At 65.9% G+C, this 21131-nt stretch carries 22 protein-coding genes; 7 read left to right on the plus strand and 15 right to left on the minus strand.

The window, feature by feature from the left end; all coding sequences use genetic code 11:
• Nucleotides 1-237 precede the first annotated feature (237 nt).
• Nucleotides 238-2013: a 3'-5' exonuclease gene (locus Q0P59_RS17125; protein ID WP_295008535.1), complete on the minus strand. Its 1776-nt coding sequence runs from the start codon at nucleotides 2011-2013 to the stop codon at nucleotides 238-240.
• A gap of 263 nt (nucleotides 2014-2276) precedes the next feature.
• Nucleotides 2277-3176 carry a LysR substrate-binding domain-containing protein gene (locus Q0P59_RS17130; protein ID WP_295008537.1) on the minus strand — a complete coding sequence of 300 codons (900 nt, stop codon included), beginning with the start codon at nucleotides 3174-3176 and terminating at the stop codon, nucleotides 2277-2279.
• A 101-nt stretch (nucleotides 3177-3277) separates the two neighbouring features.
• Between Q0P59_RS17130 and Q0P59_RS17135 the strand changes: the two genes are divergently transcribed.
• Complete coding sequence (locus Q0P59_RS17135; protein WP_295008539.1) at nucleotides 3278-3676, plus strand: tautomerase family protein; 399 nt, start codon at nucleotides 3278-3280, stop codon at nucleotides 3674-3676.
• Nucleotides 3677-3679: 3 nt separating this feature from the next.
• Nucleotides 3680-4570 carry a DMT family transporter gene (locus Q0P59_RS17140; RefSeq protein WP_295008541.1) on the plus strand — a complete coding sequence of 297 codons (891 nt, stop codon included), beginning with the start codon at nucleotides 3680-3682 and terminating at the stop codon, nucleotides 4568-4570.
• A gap of 18 nt (nucleotides 4571-4588) precedes the next feature.
• Here Q0P59_RS17140 and Q0P59_RS17145 read toward each other — a convergent pair whose 3' ends face one another.
• From Q0P59_RS17145 to Q0P59_RS17205, 13 genes are all read right to left on the minus strand, one after another.
• The gene (locus Q0P59_RS17145) at nucleotides 4589-5980 is read right to left on the minus strand and encodes a 4Fe-4S binding protein (RefSeq protein WP_295008543.1); all 1392 of its coding nucleotides are present in this window, start codon (nucleotides 5978-5980) and stop codon (nucleotides 4589-4591) included.
• Complete coding sequence (locus Q0P59_RS17150; protein ID WP_295008545.1) at nucleotides 5973-6776, minus strand: FTR1 family protein; 804 nt, start codon at nucleotides 6774-6776, stop codon at nucleotides 5973-5975. Before Q0P59_RS17150 ends, Q0P59_RS17145 begins: the two co-directional genes overlap by 8 nt.
• An 85-nt stretch (nucleotides 6777-6861) precedes the next feature.
• Nucleotides 6862-7194: a cupredoxin domain-containing protein gene (locus Q0P59_RS17155; RefSeq protein ID WP_295008547.1), complete on the minus strand. Its 333-nt coding sequence runs from the start codon at nucleotides 7192-7194 to the stop codon at nucleotides 6862-6864.
• 7 nt (nucleotides 7195-7201) lie between these two features.
• Nucleotides 7202-8728 (minus strand): carbohydrate porin, encoded by a 1527-nt coding sequence (locus Q0P59_RS17160; protein ID WP_295008549.1) that lies wholly within the window; start codon nucleotides 8726-8728, stop codon nucleotides 7202-7204.
• 3 nt (nucleotides 8729-8731) lie between these two features.
• Entirely contained in the window at nucleotides 8732-9277 is a 546-nt protein-coding gene (locus Q0P59_RS17165; protein ID WP_295008551.1) for an iron transporter, read from the minus strand.
• A 115-nt stretch (nucleotides 9278-9392) separates the two neighbouring features.
• Nucleotides 9393-9818 carry a biopolymer transporter ExbD gene (locus Q0P59_RS17170; protein WP_295008553.1) on the minus strand — a complete coding sequence of 142 codons (426 nt, stop codon included), beginning with the start codon at nucleotides 9816-9818 and terminating at the stop codon, nucleotides 9393-9395.
• 1 nt (nucleotide 9819) lies between these two features.
• A complete protein-coding gene (locus tag Q0P59_RS17175) occupies nucleotides 9820-10563 on the minus strand; it encodes a MotA/TolQ/ExbB proton channel family protein (protein WP_295008555.1) in 744 nt (247 codons plus the stop codon).
• Between the two features lies 1 nt (nucleotide 10564).
• Nucleotides 10565-11200: an energy transducer TonB gene (locus tag Q0P59_RS17180; protein ID WP_295008557.1), complete on the minus strand. Its 636-nt coding sequence runs from the start codon at nucleotides 11198-11200 to the stop codon at nucleotides 10565-10567.
• Nucleotides 11201-11303: 103 nt separating this feature from the next.
• A complete protein-coding gene (locus Q0P59_RS17185; RefSeq protein WP_295008559.1) occupies nucleotides 11304-11447 on the minus strand; it encodes a hemin uptake protein HemP in 144 nt (47 codons plus the stop codon).
• Between the two features lie 133 nt (nucleotides 11448-11580).
• Complete coding sequence (locus Q0P59_RS17190) at nucleotides 11581-12885, minus strand: DUF2325 domain-containing protein (RefSeq protein WP_295008561.1); 1305 nt, start codon at nucleotides 12883-12885, stop codon at nucleotides 11581-11583.
• A gap of 61 nt (nucleotides 12886-12946) precedes the next feature.
• On the minus strand, nucleotides 12947-13372 hold the full coding sequence (locus Q0P59_RS17195) for a hypothetical protein (RefSeq protein WP_295008563.1): 426 nt from the start codon (nucleotides 13370-13372) through the stop codon (nucleotides 12947-12949).
• A complete protein-coding gene (locus Q0P59_RS17200) occupies nucleotides 13356-13562 on the minus strand; it encodes a hypothetical protein (protein WP_295008565.1) in 207 nt (68 codons plus the stop codon). Before Q0P59_RS17200 ends, Q0P59_RS17195 begins: the two co-directional genes overlap by 17 nt.
• 202 nt (nucleotides 13563-13764) lie before the next feature.
• Entirely contained in the window at nucleotides 13765-14784 is a 1020-nt protein-coding gene (locus Q0P59_RS17205; protein ID WP_295008567.1) for an AraC family transcriptional regulator, read from the minus strand.
• A gap of 105 nt (nucleotides 14785-14889) precedes the next feature.
• On the opposite strand from Q0P59_RS17205, the gene Q0P59_RS17210 reads away from it, so the two are divergent.
• The 5 genes from Q0P59_RS17210 (at nucleotide 14890) to Q0P59_RS17230 (ending at nucleotide 20844) form a co-directional block, all read left to right on the plus strand.
• Nucleotides 14890-16911 (plus strand): TonB-dependent receptor, encoded by a 2022-nt coding sequence (locus Q0P59_RS17210; RefSeq protein ID WP_295008569.1) that lies wholly within the window; start codon nucleotides 14890-14892, stop codon nucleotides 16909-16911.
• A gap of 68 nt (nucleotides 16912-16979) precedes the next feature.
• The gene (locus Q0P59_RS17215) at nucleotides 16980-17270 is read left to right on the plus strand and encodes a hypothetical protein (protein ID WP_295008571.1); all 291 of its coding nucleotides are present in this window, start codon (nucleotides 16980-16982) and stop codon (nucleotides 17268-17270) included.
• A complete protein-coding gene (locus tag Q0P59_RS17220; RefSeq protein ID WP_295008573.1) occupies nucleotides 17267-18718 on the plus strand; it encodes a PepSY-associated TM helix domain-containing protein in 1452 nt (483 codons plus the stop codon). Before Q0P59_RS17215 ends, Q0P59_RS17220 begins: the two co-directional genes overlap by 4 nt.
• Nucleotides 18715-18999 (plus strand): DUF3325 domain-containing protein, encoded by a 285-nt coding sequence (locus tag Q0P59_RS17225; RefSeq protein WP_295008575.1) that lies wholly within the window; start codon nucleotides 18715-18717, stop codon nucleotides 18997-18999. Before Q0P59_RS17220 ends, Q0P59_RS17225 begins: the two co-directional genes overlap by 4 nt.
• A 171-nt stretch (nucleotides 19000-19170) precedes the next feature.
• The gene (locus Q0P59_RS17230; RefSeq protein WP_295008577.1) at nucleotides 19171-20844 is read left to right on the plus strand and encodes a nitrite reductase; all 1674 of its coding nucleotides are present in this window, start codon (nucleotides 19171-19173) and stop codon (nucleotides 20842-20844) included.
• The last annotated feature ends 287 nt before the right edge of the window (nucleotides 20845-21131 follow it).

The following is a 21131-nucleotide window of genomic DNA, read 5'->3' on the forward strand; positions in this document are numbered from 1 at the left end:
CTTCTACCCACCGTTTCGTCTACAGGATGGTGCAGTATTTCAGCAGCCTGCTAGGTGTGTTACGTCCCTCGATCTGACAACAGCATCAATTTCTTTGGTTTTCTGGTTTTCATCGACAAACGTCTCTGGTTTGCAAGTTCCAGGCGGAAGATTCCAGTAGGCATCGCACAGACGCCGTGCTTGTGCTTCAAAGCCCATATTTTGTTTATATAAATTCATGTAAGTTTTTGAAGTAATTTATGTTTGTAGAATAATTAATTCGTGATTGGCTCTAGTCATCGCCACATACAACAGCCGCGCCTCCTCATCCTTCCGCCCCTCATCCACTTTGCTGCGCCCAACCCCCGGTATCGCCACCAACGGAAACTCCAACCCCTTGCAGCTGTGCATGGTCAGGAACTTCACCGTGTCTTCCTTCTCTGCGAAGGTGATGTCGTCCTGGTAGGTCACCGGGATGCCGGCTTTGCGTAGGGTCGCCAGCACCGGTTTGCCGATGCCGTAGTCGCGGTAGATGACGGCCATGTCGCTCCACGGGGTGCCGGTTTTGTGGGCTTCCTTGAGGTGTTTGGCGATGTAGTCGGCTTCTTCCTGTAGTGTCGGCAGCTTGATGAGCAGCGGCTTCGGGCCGTGGCGGCCGGCGCTGATGGGGGCGATGAGGGGGATGCCGTCTTCGTCCGAGGCGCTGGGCTTGAGCAGGTCGCTGGCGATGTCGCTGGCCAGTTCGAGCACTTCCTGCGTGTTGCGGTAGTTGATCTTGAGGATGGTGGTGCGGCCCCGGGCCTGGATGCCGAGGCTCTTGAAGCTGATCTTGCCGCGCTTGTCGCGGCCGTAGATGGATTGGGCGTCGTCGTAGAGCACGAGCAGCGAATTGGTGCTCGGGTTGACCATCTGGGCGACGAGCTTGAGCCATGCGGGCTGGAAATCGTGGCCTTCGTCGATGAGTACCGCGTCGTACTGGCCGGCCGGGACGATGTTGGCGTCGACTGCGCGGATCAGGCGGTCGACCAGTTCGGTAGCATAGCGCTCGCTGTCCGGTCCGCTCTGGGGCAGGTCGGCGTTGTAGGCGAGGAGTTGGGCGCGGCACCACTGGTGGAAGGTGTGCACGTGCACCTTGTCGGCCAGCCCCTTGGTTGCCATGGTGTGCTTAAGCCGCTTGGCGAGCGTGCGGTTGTAGCAGAGGATGAGGATGGGCCGGGCATAGACCTTGGCGAGGTGTTCGGCGCGGTAGCCGAGGATCAGCGTCTTGCCGCTGCCGGCTACGCCGTGGATGACGCGGTGGCCTTCGCCGAGGCTGCGCGCCAGTTGTTCCTGCTGCAGGTCCATGACGCGGACGAGGTCGGGGATTTCCGGCTCTGGCGCGTCGAACAGCCCGCCCTGTGAGGGCGTGGCGATGCGGATTTCGGGAAACAGGTGCCAGCGGATGCGGTCGATCTGCGGCAGCGAGAGCGGCACGCTGCGGGCGAATGGGAGCATGCCCCACAGCCGTTCCTGAAAGGCTTCGGCATCGATGCTTTCGGTCATTTCGTCCTGGCAGATGACGCGCTGCGGCTCGATCACGTCGCCGAGGTTGGTGCTGTCGAACTGCTTGCGGCTGATGTTGGCGAGGACGATGCCGTAGCCCCACGGAAAAAGCAGGGTGCCCTGCAGGCGCCCGCTGTTGATGGTCAGTTGCGGGTCGCGCTGAAGCAGGTTGCAGACTTCGTGGGCGTATTGCCGGGCCTGTTCCAGTGGGTTGGCAACGCGCTTGAGGCCGTTGGCGGCGAGGATGCTGGCGCTCTGCCGGTCGATTTCCCGGATGGTGTCGAGCTTCCAGTCTTTCACTTCGAGCACGAGAATGCCGCGGCGCGGGTTGAAGACGACAAAGTCGGGGTGCACGTTGTGCCGGCCGAGGGGGACGTCGTACCAGAGCAGCCAGTCGTCTTCGAGCTTTTGTTCGAGGCGGTAGGCGAGGCGCCGTTCGCCGCCCGTCATGCGCGAGACGCAGGTTCCGATTGCCGGAATCAGTGCTGCCAAGACCACTCCCTCTGTGTTTTATATGTTCTTGGCGTTTGATTATGTCATGTGTGCATGCGGAATGCGTGTGAAAAAATTGGCGAAAACCACCTGCTGTAGGGGAAATGCACACTTTGCGTGCTGTTTTCGATAGCGTTGCTGGTGCCAAAGCAATGTTGAACGTCAGTTGCCGTGCCAGAAATTGGCATGATCGTGCTACTTGGTGGTCAGCAAACGATCTTCCCTGATTTGACGGTCGCTTTACCGGCGACAGCAGCCGGAAATCACACAGGATTCCGTTTTCCCATCGCCTCCCCAACCAGCGTCGCAAAACGCCGGGCCGCCGTTGCCGGCGTGCCGGGGGCGTAGGCGGCGAGCAGGCGTGCCGGCGGCAGGCTGGGCAGGGGCTGGTCGGCGAGGTGGGTGACCTCGGCCATGCCCGGGCCGAGCAGGCTTTGGGGCATGGCGGTGATGCCGAGGCCGCAGCGCACGGCGTGGCTGAGGCCGGTGACGCTGTGGCCGGTGTAGTTGAGCGACCACGCTTGCCCGGCGCGGGCCAGGGCGGTGGTGACGGCGAGGCGGAAGACGCAGTTTTCGCCGAACAGGGCCAGCGGCAGGCCGGCCTCGCCAGGCGCGGTCAGGCTGTCGCGATAGGCGGTGCCGGCCATCCAGACCAGGGCTTCCTGCCACAGGACTTCGCCGTCGGCCGGGGCGCTGTCGCCGCAATGCTTGTACAGGGCGAGGTCGAGCGACCCGGCGGCAAGGGCCTGTTGCAGCGCCTGCGAGGTGTCGGCGTTGAGGGTCAGGCGCAGGCGGGGGTAGAGTGCCCGGAAGACCGGCATCACGGCCGGAAAGACGCTTTCCATCAGCTCCTCGGGCAGGCCGACGCGCAGGCTGCCGACCTCGGTGTCCTGCGCCACGGTGGCGTAGGCCTCGTCGTTGAGGCGCAGGATCTGGCGGGCGTAGGCGAGCAGCGCGGTGCCTTCGGCGGTCGGGCCTTCGACACGGCCCTGCACGCGGCGGAGCAGGGTTTGTCCGAGCACCTCTTCCAGCCGCTTGATCTGCAGGCTGACCGCCGACTGCGTGCGGCCAAGCCGGGCGGCGGCGGCCGAGAAGCCGCCGCTATCGACAATGCAGGCGAATGCGCGGAGGGCTTCGATATCGAGATGGCGGCGCGGCATCATGTGGAAAAGTTGTTTTGAAGTGTAATTAATCAATTTTTGTAATGTAAGGGTAGTCGCTACAGTCTCCTTGAAGCAAGTCCATTTCAACCCAGGAGAACAGCATGCCTTTCATTCGCATCACGCTCGGCAAGAGCATCGAAGTGACCCAACAGCAACGCCTGGCCCGCCGCGCCACGGAGCTGATCGCCGCCATCCTGCACAAGCGGGCCGAGGTGACGGCTGTGCAGGTCATCACGGCCGGGGCCGACGCCTGGTGCATCGCCGGCGATGCCATCGCGCCGATGCTGATCCCGTCGCACGCCGAGCTGTTCATCACCGAAGGCACCAATACGCCAGCCGAGAAGGCCGAGATGATCGCAGCCCTGCATCGTGCGCTGGAGGAAAGCTGCGGCCCCTTGCCGGAGGCGAGCTACATCGTCATTCACGACATACCGGCCGGCAACTGGGGCTATGGCGGGCTGACGCAGGCGGCCCGCCAGCAGGCGCGGCTGGGGCTGTAGGGCATGGCGACGCTGGCGATGCGCGGGGCGCAAAGCGATGAGCGCTGGCTGGCGTTGGCCTTCGTCACCCTGTCCGGTGCCGGCTTTGTCGGTGCCCGTTTGGGGCTGCCGCATGCCGAACCGTTTGCTTTTCTGGCGCTGCGCTTCGGGATCGCCGCCGTCATCCTTGGCGTGATCGCCTTTGCCATCGGCAGGAAGGTACCGCGCGATCCCCGGCAATGGGGGCATATCGTCGCCGCCGGCCTGCTGACGGTGGGGATTTTCTCGGCTGGCGTGTTCTACAGCATTGCCGGTGGCGTCTCGCCGGCGCTGTCGGCCTTGATCGTCGCCCTGCATCCGATCGTGGTCGCTATTGCAGCCCCGGTCCTGCTCGGCGAAAGGGTGGGGGCGCGGCAATGGCTGGGTTTGCTGCTCGGGCTGGGCGGGGTGTTTCTGGTCGTCGGCCACGGGCTGGCGCTCGATCCTTCCCTCGGCTGGCCGGTTGCCTGTTCGTTCATCGGCCTGTTCGGCATGTCGGCCGGCAACCTCTACCAGAAGGCGCGCTGTGCCGACATGCCTTTGTTTGCCGGCAGTGCGGCGCAGTGTGCGAGCTGTGCGCTGGCCTGCGGGCTGGGGGCGGTCGCTTTCGAAAGCGGACATATCGCCTGGACCGGCGAGTTCGTGGTGGCGGTGGGCTGGATGGCGGTCGTCGTCTCGGTCGGCGCGGTCAGCATCCTCTATGTGCTGATCCGGCGCGGCGAGGTCAGCCGGGTGGCCGGGCTGTTCTACCTGGTGCCGGTGGCGGCGGCGGTCGCCGCCTGGCTGCTGTTCGGCCAGGGCGTATCGACGGTGCAATGGCTGGGCATGGCCGTGGCCGGGAGCGGCATGCTGCTGGTGACGCGGCGGCCGGGCTGAACCCGGCCGCCTTGTCGCTTACCAGACGAAGAAGACCAGGCTCCACAGCGTGACCATCAGGCCGACCGGCAGCGCCATGACCAGTCCGGCGATACCCTTGGCGACGATTCCGGCCGTCACCCGGCGCACCAGTTGCAGCGCCAGCCACAGCGTTCCCGTGGCGCCGAGGCCGAGCAGGGCGATGCGGAAGGCGGGCAGCCAGCCGAGCCACAGGTGCTCGGCCTTGAGGTGGGTGACGGTGAGCATCGACAGGCCGAGGATGACGCTGGCGGCGGCCATCGGCGCCAGGGCGAGGGCGAAGCGCTGCCAGCTCAGGTGTTCGCTCTTGAGCAGGCGGGAAGCGACGAAGGGGCCGACGAGGAGCAGGCTGCCGAGCAGGAAGCCGCCGCCGATCAGGTAAGTCAGGATCAGCGCGCCGTCGAGCCAGGTGAACAGGTCGTTGGCTTCCGGGTAGTGGGTGAGCAGCCACCACGGCACGTCGTTGTCGAGCAGGGTGAAGTGCTCGCGTTCCACGAGCCATTCGGCGATGGCCAGCTTCATGTGCAGGAACCACGGGCTGACCGTCCACTGGAAGGCGGCGGTGGCGACGCCGAGGACGCCATAGACCAGGGTCAGCACGTCCGGCGTCTTGGCCGGGTTGTTGAAATCGAGCACTTCTGAGAACGGCGAGCGCCAGGACAGGGCGATGGCGTCGCGCTGGCCGGCGCAGCGGCCGCAGCTGTGGCATTCGCCGGCGCTGGTCATACGCCGGATGTCGACCAGCGGGGCGCAATTGACCGGCTGGTATTCGCCTTCGTAGCGATCCCAGGCGGCGCGGTCGACCTTGTAGTGCAACGGGGCGATCTTGGCGAGTACCGCGAAGACGCCGGAAGCCGGGCACAGGTAGCGGCACCAGATGCGCTTCTCGCGGCCGTAGAGCAGGCCGATGGCGACGGCGGCGACGGTCGACCCGCCGAGCACCAGCAGCGCGGCCTGCGGGTATTCGTAGACGCTGACCAGCTGGCCGTAAACGGTGGTGCAGACGAAGGCGACGAAGGGCCAGCCGGCCCACTTCAGCCAGCCGGGCAGCGCCTTGCCGCGGCCGTACTGGCTGATCCATTCGGAGACGAAGCCTTCCGGGCAGAACAGGCCGCACCAGACGCGGCCCATGGTCACCGTGGCGATCATCACGCCCGGCCACCACAGGCCCCAGAAACAGAACTGGGCGAACAGGCGCAGGTTGTCCCAGATATGGGCGTCTTCCGGCGGCAGCGGGAGGAAGGCGGGGATGACGACCAGTCCGGCATAGACCACGACGACCAGCCATTGGACGGCGATGATCGGGCCGCGATAGCGGCGCAGCAGCAGGCCGAGCTTCTCGACCCGGCTGCGCGGCTGGCTCGGGTGAAAGCGCAGGACATGCTCAGCCACGGGAAGTCCTCCGCCAGGCGAACAGCACGACCGCCCAGTAGCCGGCCCAGACCAGCAGCTCGGACAGCGACGGCCGGGCGCGGTAGCCGGAGAAGTCGGCGATCAGCTTGCCGCCCTTGGTGGTGTCGTCGAGCAGCAGCGAGGTATCCCACACCGGGTCGAGCAGCGGCGGCAGGTAGCCGGCGCCGATCAGGCGGTCGAGCGCGGCGACGAGCAGCGCCGAGGCCAGCACCAGCAGCAGGATGGACGACAGGCGCAGGAGCAGGGCGATGTTCAGCCTGGCCAGGCTCTTGGCCGTGATCCACGCGGTCAGCGCGGCGACCGCCAGGCCGGTGACGGTGCCGAAGGCGAGGGCAGACATTTCGCCGCCCTGGGCCAGGCCGTAGAGGAAGATCACCGTCTCGGCGCCTTCGCGGGCCACCGCCAGCGCGGCGACCACGGCGACGCCGAGGTGGCCGGAGCGCTCGGCGGCCGAGGACAGCTCGGCATGCAGGCGGGCCTTCATGGTCCGGCCGTGCTTGCGCATCCACAGGACCATCTGGGTGATCAGGCCGGCGGCGACGAACAGCGTGGCGGTCTGGAACATATCCAGCGCCTCGCCGGTCAGCTCGTCCTGGACGCCGAGCAGCGCCCAGCCGAGCAGGCAGGCCAGGCCGACCCCGGCGCCGAGGCCGAGAAACAGGGCGCGCTTGCCCTTCCCGGTATCGTCGTTGGCCTGCAACCAGGCGAAAAGAATTCCGGCGATCAGGAAAGCTTCGAGACTTTCCCGCCACACGACAAAAAATGCGTTACCCATGCTGTGCTCCGTACTTGCTGGCTTGGTGGTCTGTTTCGCTCATGACGAAGAGATCCACGGTGTTGAGATGGCTGGCTGGCGGATTTTATTTGGCGACGATGCGGGCCTGCCCGGTTTCCGGGTGGAAATCGTCGAAGAACTTGTAGCTTCCCGGCTTGAGCGGGAAGAAGACCATGGTCCGGGTGACGCCGGGGGCGAGCACCAGTTCCTTCTTCAATTCGAGGCTCTCGAATTCCGCCGCGCCCGGGCCCTCGTTCTTCACCTCCAGGCGAAAGCGGGTGTTGGCGGGGACTTCGACAGCTTCGGGAATGATATGGCCGTTCTTCATCAAGACCTTGAAGGTCGGCATGTCGTCGGCGAAGGCGCAGCCTGCTGCGAGCAGCAGGGCCAGCGCGGCGGAATGGAGAGCGTGTTTCATGCGATCCTCAGTAAGCGATGTTGGCGCGGACGGCGAAGACCTTGACCGACTTGGCATCGGTATTGCCGCCGCCGTTGGTCACGTACTGGAAGTCAGGCGACAGCTCGAATTGCGGGGAGACGCGGTAGCGGTAGTAGATTTCCGCGACCTTTTCCGCCCCCTGCGGGAGGAAGGGGTTGCCGGCCGTCAGGCGGACGACCGAGCTGTCGTCGGGCTGGTCCATCAGGTAGGCCTGCTGCAGCTGGTTGCGGTAGCTCTTGCCCGATTGCAGCCAGGCACCGGCGATACCGATGGCGTCGGCGGCGCGGCCCCAGTAGCTGCCGCTGAATTCCGCACCGGCGGTGAAGGCCTGGTTGAACGGCAGTTCGCCGTTGATCAGCTTGCCGTAGCGCGAGAACAGGGTGATCCCGTCGCCGATGCGCTGGTCGATCGAGACGCCGACGCCGGTGTGCTTGGCGTGATTGCCGTCCCAGTCGGTGCCCTTGCTGCGGTTCCAGCCGTAGATGCGGTAGTTGCCGAGCAGGCCGTCGAAGCGCATCTGTTTTTCGGCCTGCACCATGAGCAGCGGCGTGGTCAGGCTGCGCTGGTAGTTCGAGGCGCGGTCGCCGGCGCCGAACAGGCCGACCGAGACACGCCACGGCTGCGGCTTGTCGAACCAGTTGAAGTAGGAAACGACGAAGCCCGGCTGGAAGCCGTTGGCGTCGACGCCGACTTCGCCGGCCGCATCAAGCATCGGGTTATGCACGAATACCGAATTCAGGAACTGCTTGGATTCGTCGCCGGCCCCCTTGTTCTGGTCGAAGAAGCCGAAGATGTCCATCTTGCCGAAGGTCACCTCCAGCGTTTCCCGGGAGTAGGGCTTGAAACCGAGGAAGGGCAGCGGAATCGCCGCCTGGTACCAGGCCTGGCCGAGGATGGTCACCGAGTCGTCCGGGCTCGAGCCGGAAGCGCGGAAAGCCAGGGCGTTGGGGGCGCTGGAGAAATAGCCGAGGTTCTTGAACGGGGCGTTCAGGCCCAGGCCCTGGCCCATGCGCAGATGGGCGAACAGCTTGTGGTCGATGTCGCCGACCGGCTTGAGCGGCAGTTCGACGGAAACATCGGCCCGGTAGTTGAGCTGCGACGGACCGTTCTCGACGCCGTCCGGCAGGCCGAAGGCCTTCTGGCCGACGGTGGCCAGCGAGGCGCCGACCTTGATGCCGTCCAGGCCCTCGGCGATCTTCGCTGCCTTCTTCATCTCCAGCGCGTCCTTCTCGACGGCCTTGAGGCGGACGGTCAGCTCGGGCTCGTACTGCGACAGGCGCGGGCTATCGAGGGCGGCGTTCACGGCGTCGCTTTCGCTCTTCAGCGTCTTGACCTGCTTTTCCAGGTCGGTATTGCGGGCTTCGAGCTTTTTCTCGAGTTCGGCATTGCGGGCCTCGAGTTTCTCGAGCCGCTCGCTCAGCTTCCTGAGCAGTTCGGCTTCCTTGGGGCCGGCCAGCGCGGGCATGGCCAACCCCGCCGCGACCAGCGCGGCAGTCAGTCTGGCGAGTCGCATGGCTTAGTACCCGCCCTTCTTGCCGATACCGACGTAGGTGAATTCGTATTCGACTTCGATCGGCTTGAACCACGGGCGGACGCCGGTGGCGCGGTCGGTGTGGCGACCGAAATGGGCGTGCGGGTTGGCCGACGGCGGCAGGATGTTGTACTTCACCTTGTACTTGCCCGGGCCGGCCAGCTTGACGTTGTCGCCGTAGTGCGGGCCGTCGTTGGCGACCATGGGCATGAAGTCGCCGGCCACCTTGTAGTCGCCGCCGATCTTGGAAACCTCGAATTTCACAACGAGATAGGGAATCCAGGCGCCTTCCTCGAAACCGTTCGGGTTGTTGGCCAGCGCGTGGATGTCGGCTTCGAGGTGGATGTCGGAGTCGGACGCCTTGCGCATGTGGCCCTCCGGTTCCATTTCGACCGGCTGCAGATACACGGCGGCGATCTCCATGCCGGCGCGCTGTTGCGGCACGCCGATCGGGTATTCGATGGCCAGGGCCGGGGCGGCCAGCGCTGCGGACAGCGCCAGGGCGGAGATGAGTTTCTTGGTGGACAACATGGTAAGACTCCCTGAAAGTCTCTGGCTCACCAGTCATGCCGCCGGCTATACGCTGTAGCTGGCTGGCTAGGGACTGGCTGGCTGGAGGATCGTTGAATAAAAGTTGTAAAAAAGTTCAGCGTTGCTCGGAAGCGGGTTGGGTGACGAAGCCGATCTTGGTCAGGCCGGCGCGGCGCGCGGCGCTCATCGTTTCGGCGACCGTTTCGTAGCGCGTATCCCGGTCGGCCTTGAGATGCATCTCGACATTGGCGTCCTGGGCCACGGCCTCGCGGAATTTCTGCTCCAGGCCGTTGCGGTCGACTGTGGCGTTGCCGACGTAGATCAGGCTTTCGCCGGTGATCGACACCTGCAGCGTCATCGGCTTCTCCGGGGTCGGCGTGCTGGCGGCGCGCGGCAGGTCGACCTTGACCGAATGCGTCATCAGCGGCGCGGTGATGATGAAGATGATCAGCAGCACCAGCATCACGTCGACCAGCGGCGTCATGTTGATTTCCGCCGTCGGCATCTGGGTGCCCGGCGAATTGAAGGAACCCATCGCCATGTTATGCGGCCTCCGTGGCGGCGCGGGCGCGCATCGGGTGGATCTGGGCGCTGTTGGCGACGAAGGGCTTGCCGACGGTGAAGAAGGCGTGCAGGTCGTGGGCGAAGGCGTCGAGGTCGGCCAGCACGACGCGGTTGGCGCGGGTGAAGGCGTTGTAGGCGAAAACGGCGGGCAGCGCGACGGCGAGGCCGGCGGCGGTCATGATCAGCGCCTCGCCGACCGGGCCAGCGACTTTTTCCAGGGCTGCCTGGCCGGACAGGCCGATGGCGACCAGCGCGTGGTAGATGCCCCAGACGGTGCCGAACAGGCCGACGAAGGGTGCGGTGGCGCCGGTGGTGGCGAGCAGGGTCAGGCCGTTTTCCATGCCGGCCTGGGTCACCATCAGTTGCTGGCGCAAGGCGCGTTCCATCTGTTCGGCCGGGTCGAAGCGGGAAGCCAGGCGGCCGGTGACGGACTCGCATTCGTGGTTGCAGCAGTTGGCCTGCTCGGCGAGCTGGGCGTAGGGGCTGTCTTCACCGCCCTGGCGCAGCTTTTCGATGCCCTCGCCGACGCTGGTGGCGGCCCAGAAACCGGCCACTGCCTTGGCGGCGCGGCGGGTGCGGTACCAGTCCCAGGCCTTGGCCAGGATCAGGTACCAGCTGGCGATCGACATGGCGGCCAGGACGTAGGCGACGGTATGCGAGACGAGGTCGCCGGACGCCCACAGGTGGGCGAAGCCGAAGGCGTTTTGTGCGGTTTCCTGCATGTTATTGCTCCAATTTGAAAATGATCGGGACCAGTACCCAGCTCTGCACGGCGGTCTCGCCGCGTTTGGCGGGAATGAACTTCCAGTTGCGGACGGTCTTCTGCGCCGACTCGTCCAGGCGCTGGCTGCCGGATGAGGTCTTTATCTCGACGTTGTCGGCCGTGCCCTGCGCGGTAACCGACACGCGCAGGAGGACCCTGCCTTCCTCGCCCATGCGCCGGGAGAGCGGCGGGTAGGGCGGGGCCGGGTTCTTGAGGTAATCGGCGTCGAAGCGGGCCTGGACGACCGGCTCGGGCGCGGGCGGGGCGGGGGGCGCCGGCTTGACCTCGGGCGGCGTCGCGACGGGCGCGGCGGGCGCGGGCAGGGTGCTTTGCGTGGCTTCGATGACCGGGACGTGCTTCTGCGGCGTCGGCTGCTGGCGTACCGGTTGCGGCTTGACGACGGGCAGCGGCTTGGCTTCCGGCGGTTTTTCCTGGGCCGGCTGGATCAGGTCGACGACCAGCGGCATTTCCATGATCTGCGGCACGACCGTCTTGGCGGCCATGACGATCAGGATGACTCCGATATGGGCGCCGACAACGATCCCGAGAAGGCCGCCGCGGCGGGCTGTGGTGGGGCGGGAGAGGGCGTAACTCATATGTTCTGACTCGAGAGTCGCCCCATAGCACTGCAAAAAACCCTTGGCTCGCTGGCGCGCGGCTTGCTGGCTGTGGGAACGAGAGGTTTACAACGGAGGGAAATTACTTGGTCAGGATCAGTTTGTTTTCACGGGTGACACGCAGCAGGTAGCGTTGGCCGGCGTGTTCGATCTCGACGGTCGGGGCGCCGCGCATCAGCGTTCCGCTGTCGATGCGCGGACGCTGGGCATCCGGTGCGTTGGCCAAGTTTTGGGCGGGCGGTTTGGGCTGGCTGTTCATGGCATTAAAAACAAACGAGAATGGTTTGCATTATTTGGTTAATGAGAATTATTGTCAACAATTAATTGGGCATTCGGGGGCTTTTCCGGTGCCGCGGCGTTCAGCCGGCTGCGGCGTCGGCCGCTTCCTCGCTGCGCAGGTCGGCGAGAATCCGCCCGAAACTGGTGACGCCGCCGCGTTTGACGAAGAGGCAGGGCTTGCCGGTCCGCTTGCATTGCTCCTTCACGCGCCAGTAGGCGTTGTGGCTGATGCAGCCGGCCTGGCAGATGACCAGGTCGGCCGCCGCCAGCGCCCCGTCGATGCGGTGCATGCTTTCTTCCAGGCCGCCGTCGTGGTGCAGGAAGCGGCCGCCCTGGCGTTCCACCGCGTCGCGGTAGGCATCCATGGCGCCGGAGCGTCCGCCGACGCAGAGCACGCATTTACCATCGAGCGTTTCGGCGGCGCTTTCGCGCGGCGATTCGGCATGCGCGGGGAGCGGCTTCTCGGCGTCCGCGCCGCGGCTGGCGGCATTTTCCAGTTCGTCGAGCCGGCGGCGCAGGCGTTCCAGTGTATCCGCCTGTTCGCGGCACTGGGCGACCAGCGCGCTGGCCCGGGATTCGGCATCCTCGGCGCGGCGGGCCAGGGCTTGTCGCTGGCGCAGTTCGGGCACGCTGTCGCGCAGCTTGGCCAGGTCGGCCGACAGGCGGGCGATGCAGGCATCCCGCCCGGCCTGTTCGGCGCGCAGTTCGGTCAGGCGCTCGCCCAGGGCGCGGGTCTCGCTGGCCTTTTCGTTGCGGGCCGCTTCGGCATCCTGGCGCAGGGCATCGACCTGGCGGCGCAGCTCGGCATTTTCCCCGCGCAGCGCCTGCAGCGCCTTGAGGTCGGCGCGCGTACCGGTGCCGATCTGGTGCTGGATCATGTGGATGTCGCCGTAGATTTCGTGCTCCAGCAGGCTGTCGCAGGCCGGGTGCGTCCACGCCGCCCACAGGGCGCCGGGCAGTTCCATGCCGCTGCCCACGGCTTCCTGCCACAGGCGGCGCACGCCTTCCGTCGTCTTGGTCGCGGCAAAGCGACGAACGATCAGGGCATAGCGTTTTTCCAGCGTCTTGTGCAGCAGCTCGGCGAGGATGCTGCGCGTCTCGCAGGCGCCGACGGCGGTGGTGTGCAGGACGAAGTCGCTGGTGTCGCGGGGCAGGTGCATCACCTTGTGCATCAGGGTACGCAGCTCGCTGACTTCGAAGCAGCTGCCGACGACCGGGCAGTGGAATTTATGGGGCACTTCCCACAGGCGGCGCCGGCGCGACGACGTGGTCGTTTCCGGCGTTTCGCTCTTGGGGCGGACCAGGAAGCTGGCATCGATTTCCGGCTTGGGCGGTTTCTTGGCGGCGAAAACGCCGCCGGCAACATGAAAGGGGATATCGGGCATGGTCGGAGTCCGTACAAGGGAGGCTGGCCGACCGGGCTTCCGGAGGCCGGCCGGGGGAAGGTCAGGTTCGGGCGGCGTCGCTCGCCCCGGCGTGCAGGCGGTCGATGGCGTTGTCGCGTTCGCGGGCCAGGCGTTCGCATTCGCGATGGGCCGCGCTCAAGGTGCGATCGAGCTGCCAGACGCGATGGGCGGCGGCGATCAGGGCGTCGTTCTCGGCGCGCAAGGCCACCAGCTGCTGGCCGAGGGCAAGCACGGTCTGGCCGTTTTCCAGTTCGTCGAGGCGCTGACGCAACTGGCGGTTCTGCTCGGACAGACGGTTGGCGGCATTGGTCAATTCGACGATCTGCCGCGTGCTCAAGGTCGCCGCGCGTTTCTGGGCCTGGCGTGACTGGCGCAGGGCCAGGCGCAGCGACAGGGTTTCGGCGGCGCTTGTCGCGGCGTCGGTCTCGCGCTCGATGACGCTGCGATCCTTAAGCGGGGCAAGCATGGCGGGTCTCGTGGCAGGACAGGCGGGCGCTGGCGCGCTCGCAGAGCTTGCGGGTGTCGTCATCGACATCGTCCGCTTCGCAGATCTGGTCGAGCAGGCGGGCGGCGTTATGAGCCGAGTGGGTGCAGCCGGTTTCCTCGTGCAGCAGGAGGAGGCTCAGGGCACCGGCCCAGATTTCGCGGGAAGGCATGGCATTTCCCTTCAGGTCGGAAAGGCGGTCAGAAGGGCCGTGCCGAGCAGCAGGGCGGCAATCGAGACGTGGACGATCAGGCTGTTCATGGCACCTCCTGTAATGAGAATGCTTCTCATCATAAGGGCTTTTTGTTTATTTGCAAATGGGAATTGTTACTATTTGTGACGATGGTATGAACTGCCTGCCGCTCGTCGGGGCTTCAGATCTTCAGCCGGAAGTGCTTGGGGGAGAGTCCGAACTGGCGGCTGAACGCCGTCGAGAAGTTGGCCTGGTTGTTGTAGCCGGCGATTTCGGCGGCGCGCGCGACGCTGATGCCTTCGCGCTGCAGGGCGCGGGCGGCGCGCAACAGGCGCTGTTCGCGCAGGTATTCGAAAATGGTCTGGCCGTAGGTCTGGCGGAACTGCTGCTGCAGCGTGTTGGCGTTGCAGCCGATGTGCTGGGCGATGGCGTTCATGTCGAAATCGTCGGCCTGGCCGCTGTCGAGCAGCTTGCGCAGGCGTTCGATGCGCCGGTAGGCGGTCGGCGGCAGCGGTTTTGCCCTGGCGTCGTGGCCGACGCTGGCCTGGGCCAGCGCCTCGGCGACCAGCTCGAGGGCGCGGCTTTCCTGGAGCAGGGCGTGCATCGGCCCGTCGAACTGCGGCGGACGGATGAGCTGCTCGGCGATCGCCAGGCTGCGCGGCGACGGGGTCCAGGCCTGGATGGCCAGGTGCTGGCGGAAGGTCGGGAAATCCTGGGCGGCCGAGGCGAACCATTCCGGGCTCAGGGTGATGGCGACCATGCGCTCGCGCAGGCCGGCCGGGCAATGGCGCTCGAATTCGACGGCTTCGGTCAGCGTGACGACGGCGCCGCGCGGCCGGCTGGCGATGCCCTGGCCGGCTTCCAGGTCGACCGCCTTGCCGCCCAGCCTGACCTGGGAGTTGCCCTCCAGGCGCAGCAAGACCTTGATGCTCGGCTCGAGCAGGGCGAAGTGGGTGGTCAGGGTCTGCAGATGATCGATATCCGTGCAGTGCATATACAGCCCGCTCCGCAGGTGCGCGACGGAGAAGCTTCCCGACAGGATGGGGGCGCCCGGGTCGCTGTCCGGCAGCATGACCCGGTGGCCGCTGCCGAGGCGCTGGCTCAGCGTGTGGCCGGTGATCGTCTGCAGCTGCCGTTGCGCCGGATGGGCGGCGAGACGGACGGCGGCTTCGCCTGGCGAATTTCGGGTTGAAGCAAACATCTTTCTTCGTTGCACAAAAAAATGGGGTGGCGCTTTTTGCGATACTACCGCCGTTTTTGGTTAATGAAAACCATTCTCATTACTATGTTGGGGTAAATGATGTATTTGAACGGCAGAAATTGGCAGGTCAAGCCCTTGGTCATCGCTTTGGGGCTGGCTTATGCCCACGGGGCCGCCTTGGCCGATCAGGGCGAGCGCTCGCTCGCCTCGGTCGTGGTCAGCGAGCAGGCGTACAGCGACACGACGGCGGTGGTGTCGGCGGAGCGCCTGGCACAGAGCGCGGCGCGCGATTCGCGCGAAACGCTGCAGAACGAGACGGGTGTCATGGTCGGCGGCGGTGGCAGCGCGATGGCGCAGAAAATCTATGTGCGCGAGATCGAGGATACCTTGCTGACGGTGACGCTGGACGGCGTGCCGCAGGGCGGGAACGTCTTCCACCACCAGGGGCGTATCCTGATCGACCCGCAGCTGCTGAAGCAGATCGAGATCGACAAGGGCGGCACGGTCGCCAGCGTCGGCCCCGGCGGCCTGGCCGGCTCGGTGCGCATGACGACGCGGGATGCCCGTGACCTGTTGCGTCCGGGCCAGAAGATCGGCGGCATGCTGATGGGCGGTGTCGCGTCGAACGACGGCTGGAGCACCGGCGGCGCCGTTTACGGCGAAGTGGCCGAGACGCTGGATTTCCTGCTCTATGCCAAGCACAGCGACAACGACGACTATCGGGATGGCCGCGGCGTGACGCAGGAAAAGACGGCGTCGACCCAGGACAGCCAGTTGCTCAAGTTCAAGTGGCGGCTGGCGCCCGGGCACGCCCTGTCGTTCAGCTACCAGGGGCTGCAGGACGAGGGGACGCGCTATCCGCGTCCGCACATGGTCGGCATTCCCGGCAGCAACACGCCGATGCCGCAGAAACTCGAGCAGCAGACGATCAGCGCCGGCTATCACTATGCCGGCGACGGCCGTCTGCCCGCCGTCGACCTGACGGTGTTCGCCGACAACGTCGAAAATACCCGCACCAACCGCGGCACCGCGGCGGTGTTCGGCAAGCCGGTCGGGTATTCCTTCGGCGAGCGCCTGGAGACGAGCGGCGTCAACCTGCTGCTGAAGTCGAAGGTCGGTACGTCGCTGGTGCGTTACGGCTTCAACCATCATCACCGGGAAGCCTCGGCGATCAATCCGCTGAAGCAGGGCGCCGCCGGCGGCACCAGCCGGGAGAGCAGCGATGTCTCCGGGGTTTTCGCCGAAGGCAGCATCCCCCTCGGTTCCATGCTGCTGCTCGGCCTCGGCGGCCGCTACGACTGGTATTCGTATGAAGACAACCATCGCCAGACCTTCGACAGCAGCGGCTTTTCGCCGAATGCCAGCCTGACCCTGCAAGCCACCGATGCGCTCAGCTTCCGCCTCGGCGCGTCGCATACGGTGCGCGGTGCCGGCCTCAAGGAAAGCTTCATGCTCGACAACGGTCCGGGGCCGCTCATTTATCGCAACGTCGCGGGCCTCAAGGCGGAAACCGCCAACAACGTCGAGCTCGGCTTCAACTATGCCGAGGGACCGTGGTCGTTCAAGGGATCGGTCTTCCGGATGACCATCGACGACTACATCAACATGGTCTATCGCGCCGGTCCGCCGGCCACGGCGACCCGCGAGAACGTCGGGACGGTGAAGTCGCACGGCTACGAGCTGGGCGGCGGCTGGAACAACGGCGTCGTCCGCTTCGGCCTGTCGGTGTCGGACGCCAAGCCGATGCTCAACGGCTACAGCCTCGGCGACGGCGATTTCAGCCTGGGGACCACGCTGGGCCGTTCGTGGCAGGCCAGCGCCGGTTACAACCTGGCCGCCTGGAATCTGGATTTCGGCTGGAATGTCCGCACCATGCAGGCGGTGACCTACCGTCCGTCCGGGGCGACCTCGGATGTCAGGAAGGACGGCTATACCGTGCATGACCTGCTGGTCAACTGGCAGCCGCTGGGCAAGGACCGCCTGCGCGTGACCTTCGGCGTGCATAACCTGTTCGACAAGTTCTACTACAACCAGTCCACCTACGGTTACAGCGCCGGCCAGGGGATGGTCCTCGGTTACGCCGACCCGGGGCGCAACCTGCGACTCGATCTGAACTGGAAGTTCTAGTTCCCGGGTAATCAACTGCCCCCGGCCCGCGGCCGGGGGCTTTGTCGTTTGTTGCGGGTGTCTTTCGTGTGAATGCCAATTCTTCAAGCGGTACCGGTCGCGCCGCGTGGCGCGCCATTTCGTCGCGCATCCTGGTCGCGGCCGTCGGCGGTTACGCCCTGTGCTGGTCCCTGTTCCTGGCCTTGTGCGCCTGGCTGCCCTATGAAAAGGTCACCCTCTGGTACCTGACCGGGCAACTGGCGCCGCTGCCCTTCCTGTTCTCCCTGCTGGCCGCCTTCGCCGCCCGCTCGGCCGGGCGGATGGCGGCCTGGATCTTCGGCCTGGCCGGCCTTTTCTACCTGCTCGGGAGGCTGGCATGAACGCCCTCGGCAAAGCCTGGCTCGGCCTGCACGCCTGGGGCGGGATGCTGTTTTCGTGGCTGCTGGTGCCCATTTTCGTGGCCGGCAGCCTGGCCGTCTTCGAACCGGAGATCGGCCACTGGATGCGCCCGGAAATCGACGTCGCCCCGATTGCGCCGTCGCTTGCCGCCGATCTCGCCGAGCGTCGTCTGCACGAGGTGGGCGAGGCGGCGCCGCTGTGGCGGGTGCGCCTGCCGACGCCGCGCGAGGCCGGGGTCGGCGTGTCGTGGGGGGCGCAGCCGCGCCAGCTGACGGAGGAAGTCCTCGCCGCCGACGGCCGCCCGGTGCCGCTGCGGGCCACCCACGGCGGCCATTTCTTCACCGATTTTCACGCCGAACTGATGCTCGGCAAGAGCGGCCGCTGGATCGTCGGCGTCATCGGCATCGTCATGCTCGCCGCCATCGTCTCCGGCATCTTCATCCACCATCGCATCCTGCGCGATTTCTTCACCTTCCGGCCGCGCGCCAACCGGCGGCGCGCCTGGCTGGATGCCCACAACCTGATCGGCGTCGCGACGCTGCCCTTCCTGCTGCTCATCACCTACAGCGGCGTGATGATCCTGGCCGACACCTTCATGCCGGCGGCGACCCAGGCGCTGTACGACGGCAAGCCCGGCGGGCCGCGGGCGGATGCGGTGAAAGCCTTCTCGCGCAAGGCGAGCGGCGAGCCGGCGGCGATGCTGCCGCTGCGCGAGCATCTCGCCGCCGCCGAGCGCATCTTCGGCCCGGGCAAGGTCACGTCGCTGACCGTGCGCCTGGCCGGCGACCGCCATGCCCTCGTGCAGGCCCATCGCACGGTGGACGACCGGCTCGGCGCTGTGGCCGATCATGTCACCTTCGACGCGGTCACCGGCGCGCTGCTCGGCCAGCAGCTGAGCTGGAACCCGATGACCTATGCCTACCGCGCGCAGGTCGGGCTGCATGTCGCGCATTTCGGCGGGCCGGTCGTGCGCTGGGTGTATTTCGTTTCCGGCCTGCTCGGGGCGGCGATGATGGCGGCGGGCACCCTGGTCTTCCTGCGCAAGCGCCGCCAGCGCCACGACACCGGCGCCGTCTCCCGCGTGCTGGAAGGCTGCGGTTGCGCGTCGGTCGCCGGCATCCTGCTCGCCTGCCTGGCCTACCTGGGGAGCAACCGCCTGCTGCCGGCCGGCTTGCCGTCGCGCGACGCCTGGGAGGTCGCGGCTTTCTTTGCGGCCTGGGTGCTGGCGCTGGGGCACGCGCTGTGGCGCGGCTTCCCGGCCTGGCGGGGGCAACTGCTGCTTGCCGGCTGGCTGGCCCTGCTGCTGCCGGTGCTCGATCTGACCACCGGCGGCGGCGACGCGTGGCGCCTGGCGCTCGATGCGACGGCGGTCGTCTGCGGCGGCTTGCTGCTGGCCGCCACCCGTTTCTTCCGCAAGGAGTCGTCATGAACGCCCTGTACGCAACGCTGGCTTTCCTGTTGATTGTCGCCGGCATGGCCGCCCTGGCCATCGGCATGGCGCAGCACCATCGCCAGGTGTTCGGCCGCCCGCCCGGCGTCGTGCAACGCGCCGCCTGGCGCGGTGCCGGCTGGCTGCTGCTGGCGCTGGCCCTGGCGCCGTGCTGGCTGGGCTGGGGGGCGAGCATGGGGAGCGTGCTGTGGGTCGGCCTGCTGGCCGGCGGCGTGCTCGTCGTTGCCGGTGCGCTGGCGGCTGGGCCGAAGGCGGGCTGAGCATTCTTCGTTGCGCCGTGGCCGGCGCAACTGTTCCCGTTGAAAAGCGTACGAACTGTTAGCCATGCGGGCTTCCGGGCGGTGCTCCAATGCGTCGCATAACAGAGGCACATCCGATGCCTCGGCAAGGGAACCCAACAGTCCTGTTTTTTTCAACAAAAGGGACGGAAGATGTTCAATTATTTGCTTAAAGGGGCGGGTCTGCTGGCGCTTTCATTCAGCGCCGCAGCGACGTTCGCAGCCGATGCGCCGACCTTGTCGCCGGACGCGAAAGGCGCCAGCGGCAAGATTTATTTCGAGCGTTGCGCCGGTTGTCACGGCATGCTGCGCAAGGGGGCGACGGGGAAAAACCTCGAACCCGCCTGGTCGCGCAAGGATGCCGATGGCCAGCTGAGCGAAGGGGGAACCCTGAAACTCGGCCAGTCCCGGCTGGAGAAGATCATCGGCTACGGCACCGAGGGCGGCATGCCGAACTTCGACGACATCCTGTCGAAGGACGAAATCAGGAACATGGCCGCCTATATCCAGATGCCGCCCGATGCGCCGCCGGAGTGGAGCCTGAAGGATATCCGCGGGACGTGGAAGCTGCACGTGCCGGTCGACCAGCGGCCGACCCGCAAGATGAACAAGGTCAATCTCGAGAACATCTTCTCGGTCACGCTGCGCGATGCCGGCGAGGTGGCGCTGATCGACGGCGATACCAAGCAGATCTGGGGCATCGTCAAGACCGGGTACGCGGTGCATATTTCGCGCCTGTCGCTGTCTGGCCGCTACATCCATGTCGTCGGTCGCGACGGGCGGCTGGACATGATCGACCTGTGGTTCGAGAAGCCGACGGTGGTCGCCACGGTCAAGGCCGGGATGGAGACGCGCTCGGTCGAAACCTCGAAGGCCAAGGGTTTCGAGGACAAGTACGTGATCGTCGGCTCCTACTGGCCGCCGCAGTACACCATCCTCGACGGCATGACGCTGGAACCCCTGAAGAACGTGTCGACCCGCGGCGTGACGGTGGATGGCGACTATCACCAGGAGCCGCGCGTGGCCTCGATCGTGGCGTCCACGACCAAGCCGGAGTTCCTGGTCAGCGTCAAGGAAACCGGGATGGTCAAGATGGTCGATTATTCCGACCTGACCAACCTCCGGGAAACCACCATCAATACCGCCAAGTTCCTGCATGACGGCGGCTACGACGCAACCAAGCGCTATTTCCTGGTGGCCGCCAATGCGTCGAACAAGGTAGCCGTGGTCGACGTCAAGGAAGGCAAGTTCACCGCCCTGGTCGATACCGCCAAGATTCCGCACCCCGGGCGCGGCGCCAACATCGTGCATCCCAAGTACGGGCCGGTGTGGGCGACCTCCCATCTCGGCGCCGATGTCATCACGCTGATCGGCACCGACCCGGAGAAGCACCCCGAGCACGCCTGGAAGGTGGTTCAGGAACTCAAGAACCACGGGGCCAACTCGCTGTTCGTGAAGACCCATCCGAAGTCCGACAACCTGTGGGCCGATTCGCCGCTGAACCCGGACCCCAAGCTGGCCGGCTCGGTCACCGTCTATCGCGTCTCCGATCTGGCTAACCCGGACCCGCAGCCCGAGGTGATCGACATCGCGGCGGCGGCCAAGCTGGGCAAGACCAAGGGCATCCAGCGCGTCGTGCAGGGCGAGTACAACCAGAACGGCGACGAGATCTGGTACTCGGTGTGGACCGGCAACAAGACCGAGCCGTCGGCCATCGTGGTCATCGACGACAAGACGCGCCAGGTCAAGACGGTGATCAAGGACAAGCGGCTGGTCACCCCGACCGGCAAGTTCAACGTCTTCAATACACAGCACGACGTCTATTGATCGGTTGACGACAGAAGCTCGAAGCCCCGCTGGAAAGTGGGGCTTTTTTGTTTTTGGATCAGTGGTTTATGCCTTGTCTTCGCGGTGATGAACTGTGCCGGTCGAAAACTGTGCCGGCTGAAACTGTGCGCTGCCAATAGACGGGCGACTGTTACCGGAGCGCCGCTTTCCCCCATGGTCTACTGACGCGGTCGGGTTGGCCGGCCGGCGGCTTGCAGCAGCCTTCGCAGTCGGCGGCGGCCATCACGGCGGCGTGCAGGCGCACGCCGATCGATACGCAATCTTAA

This window comes from uncultured Dechloromonas sp. (genome assembly GCF_945957265.1).
Taxonomy (GTDB): Bacteria; Pseudomonadota; Gammaproteobacteria; order Burkholderiales; family Rhodocyclaceae; genus Azonexus.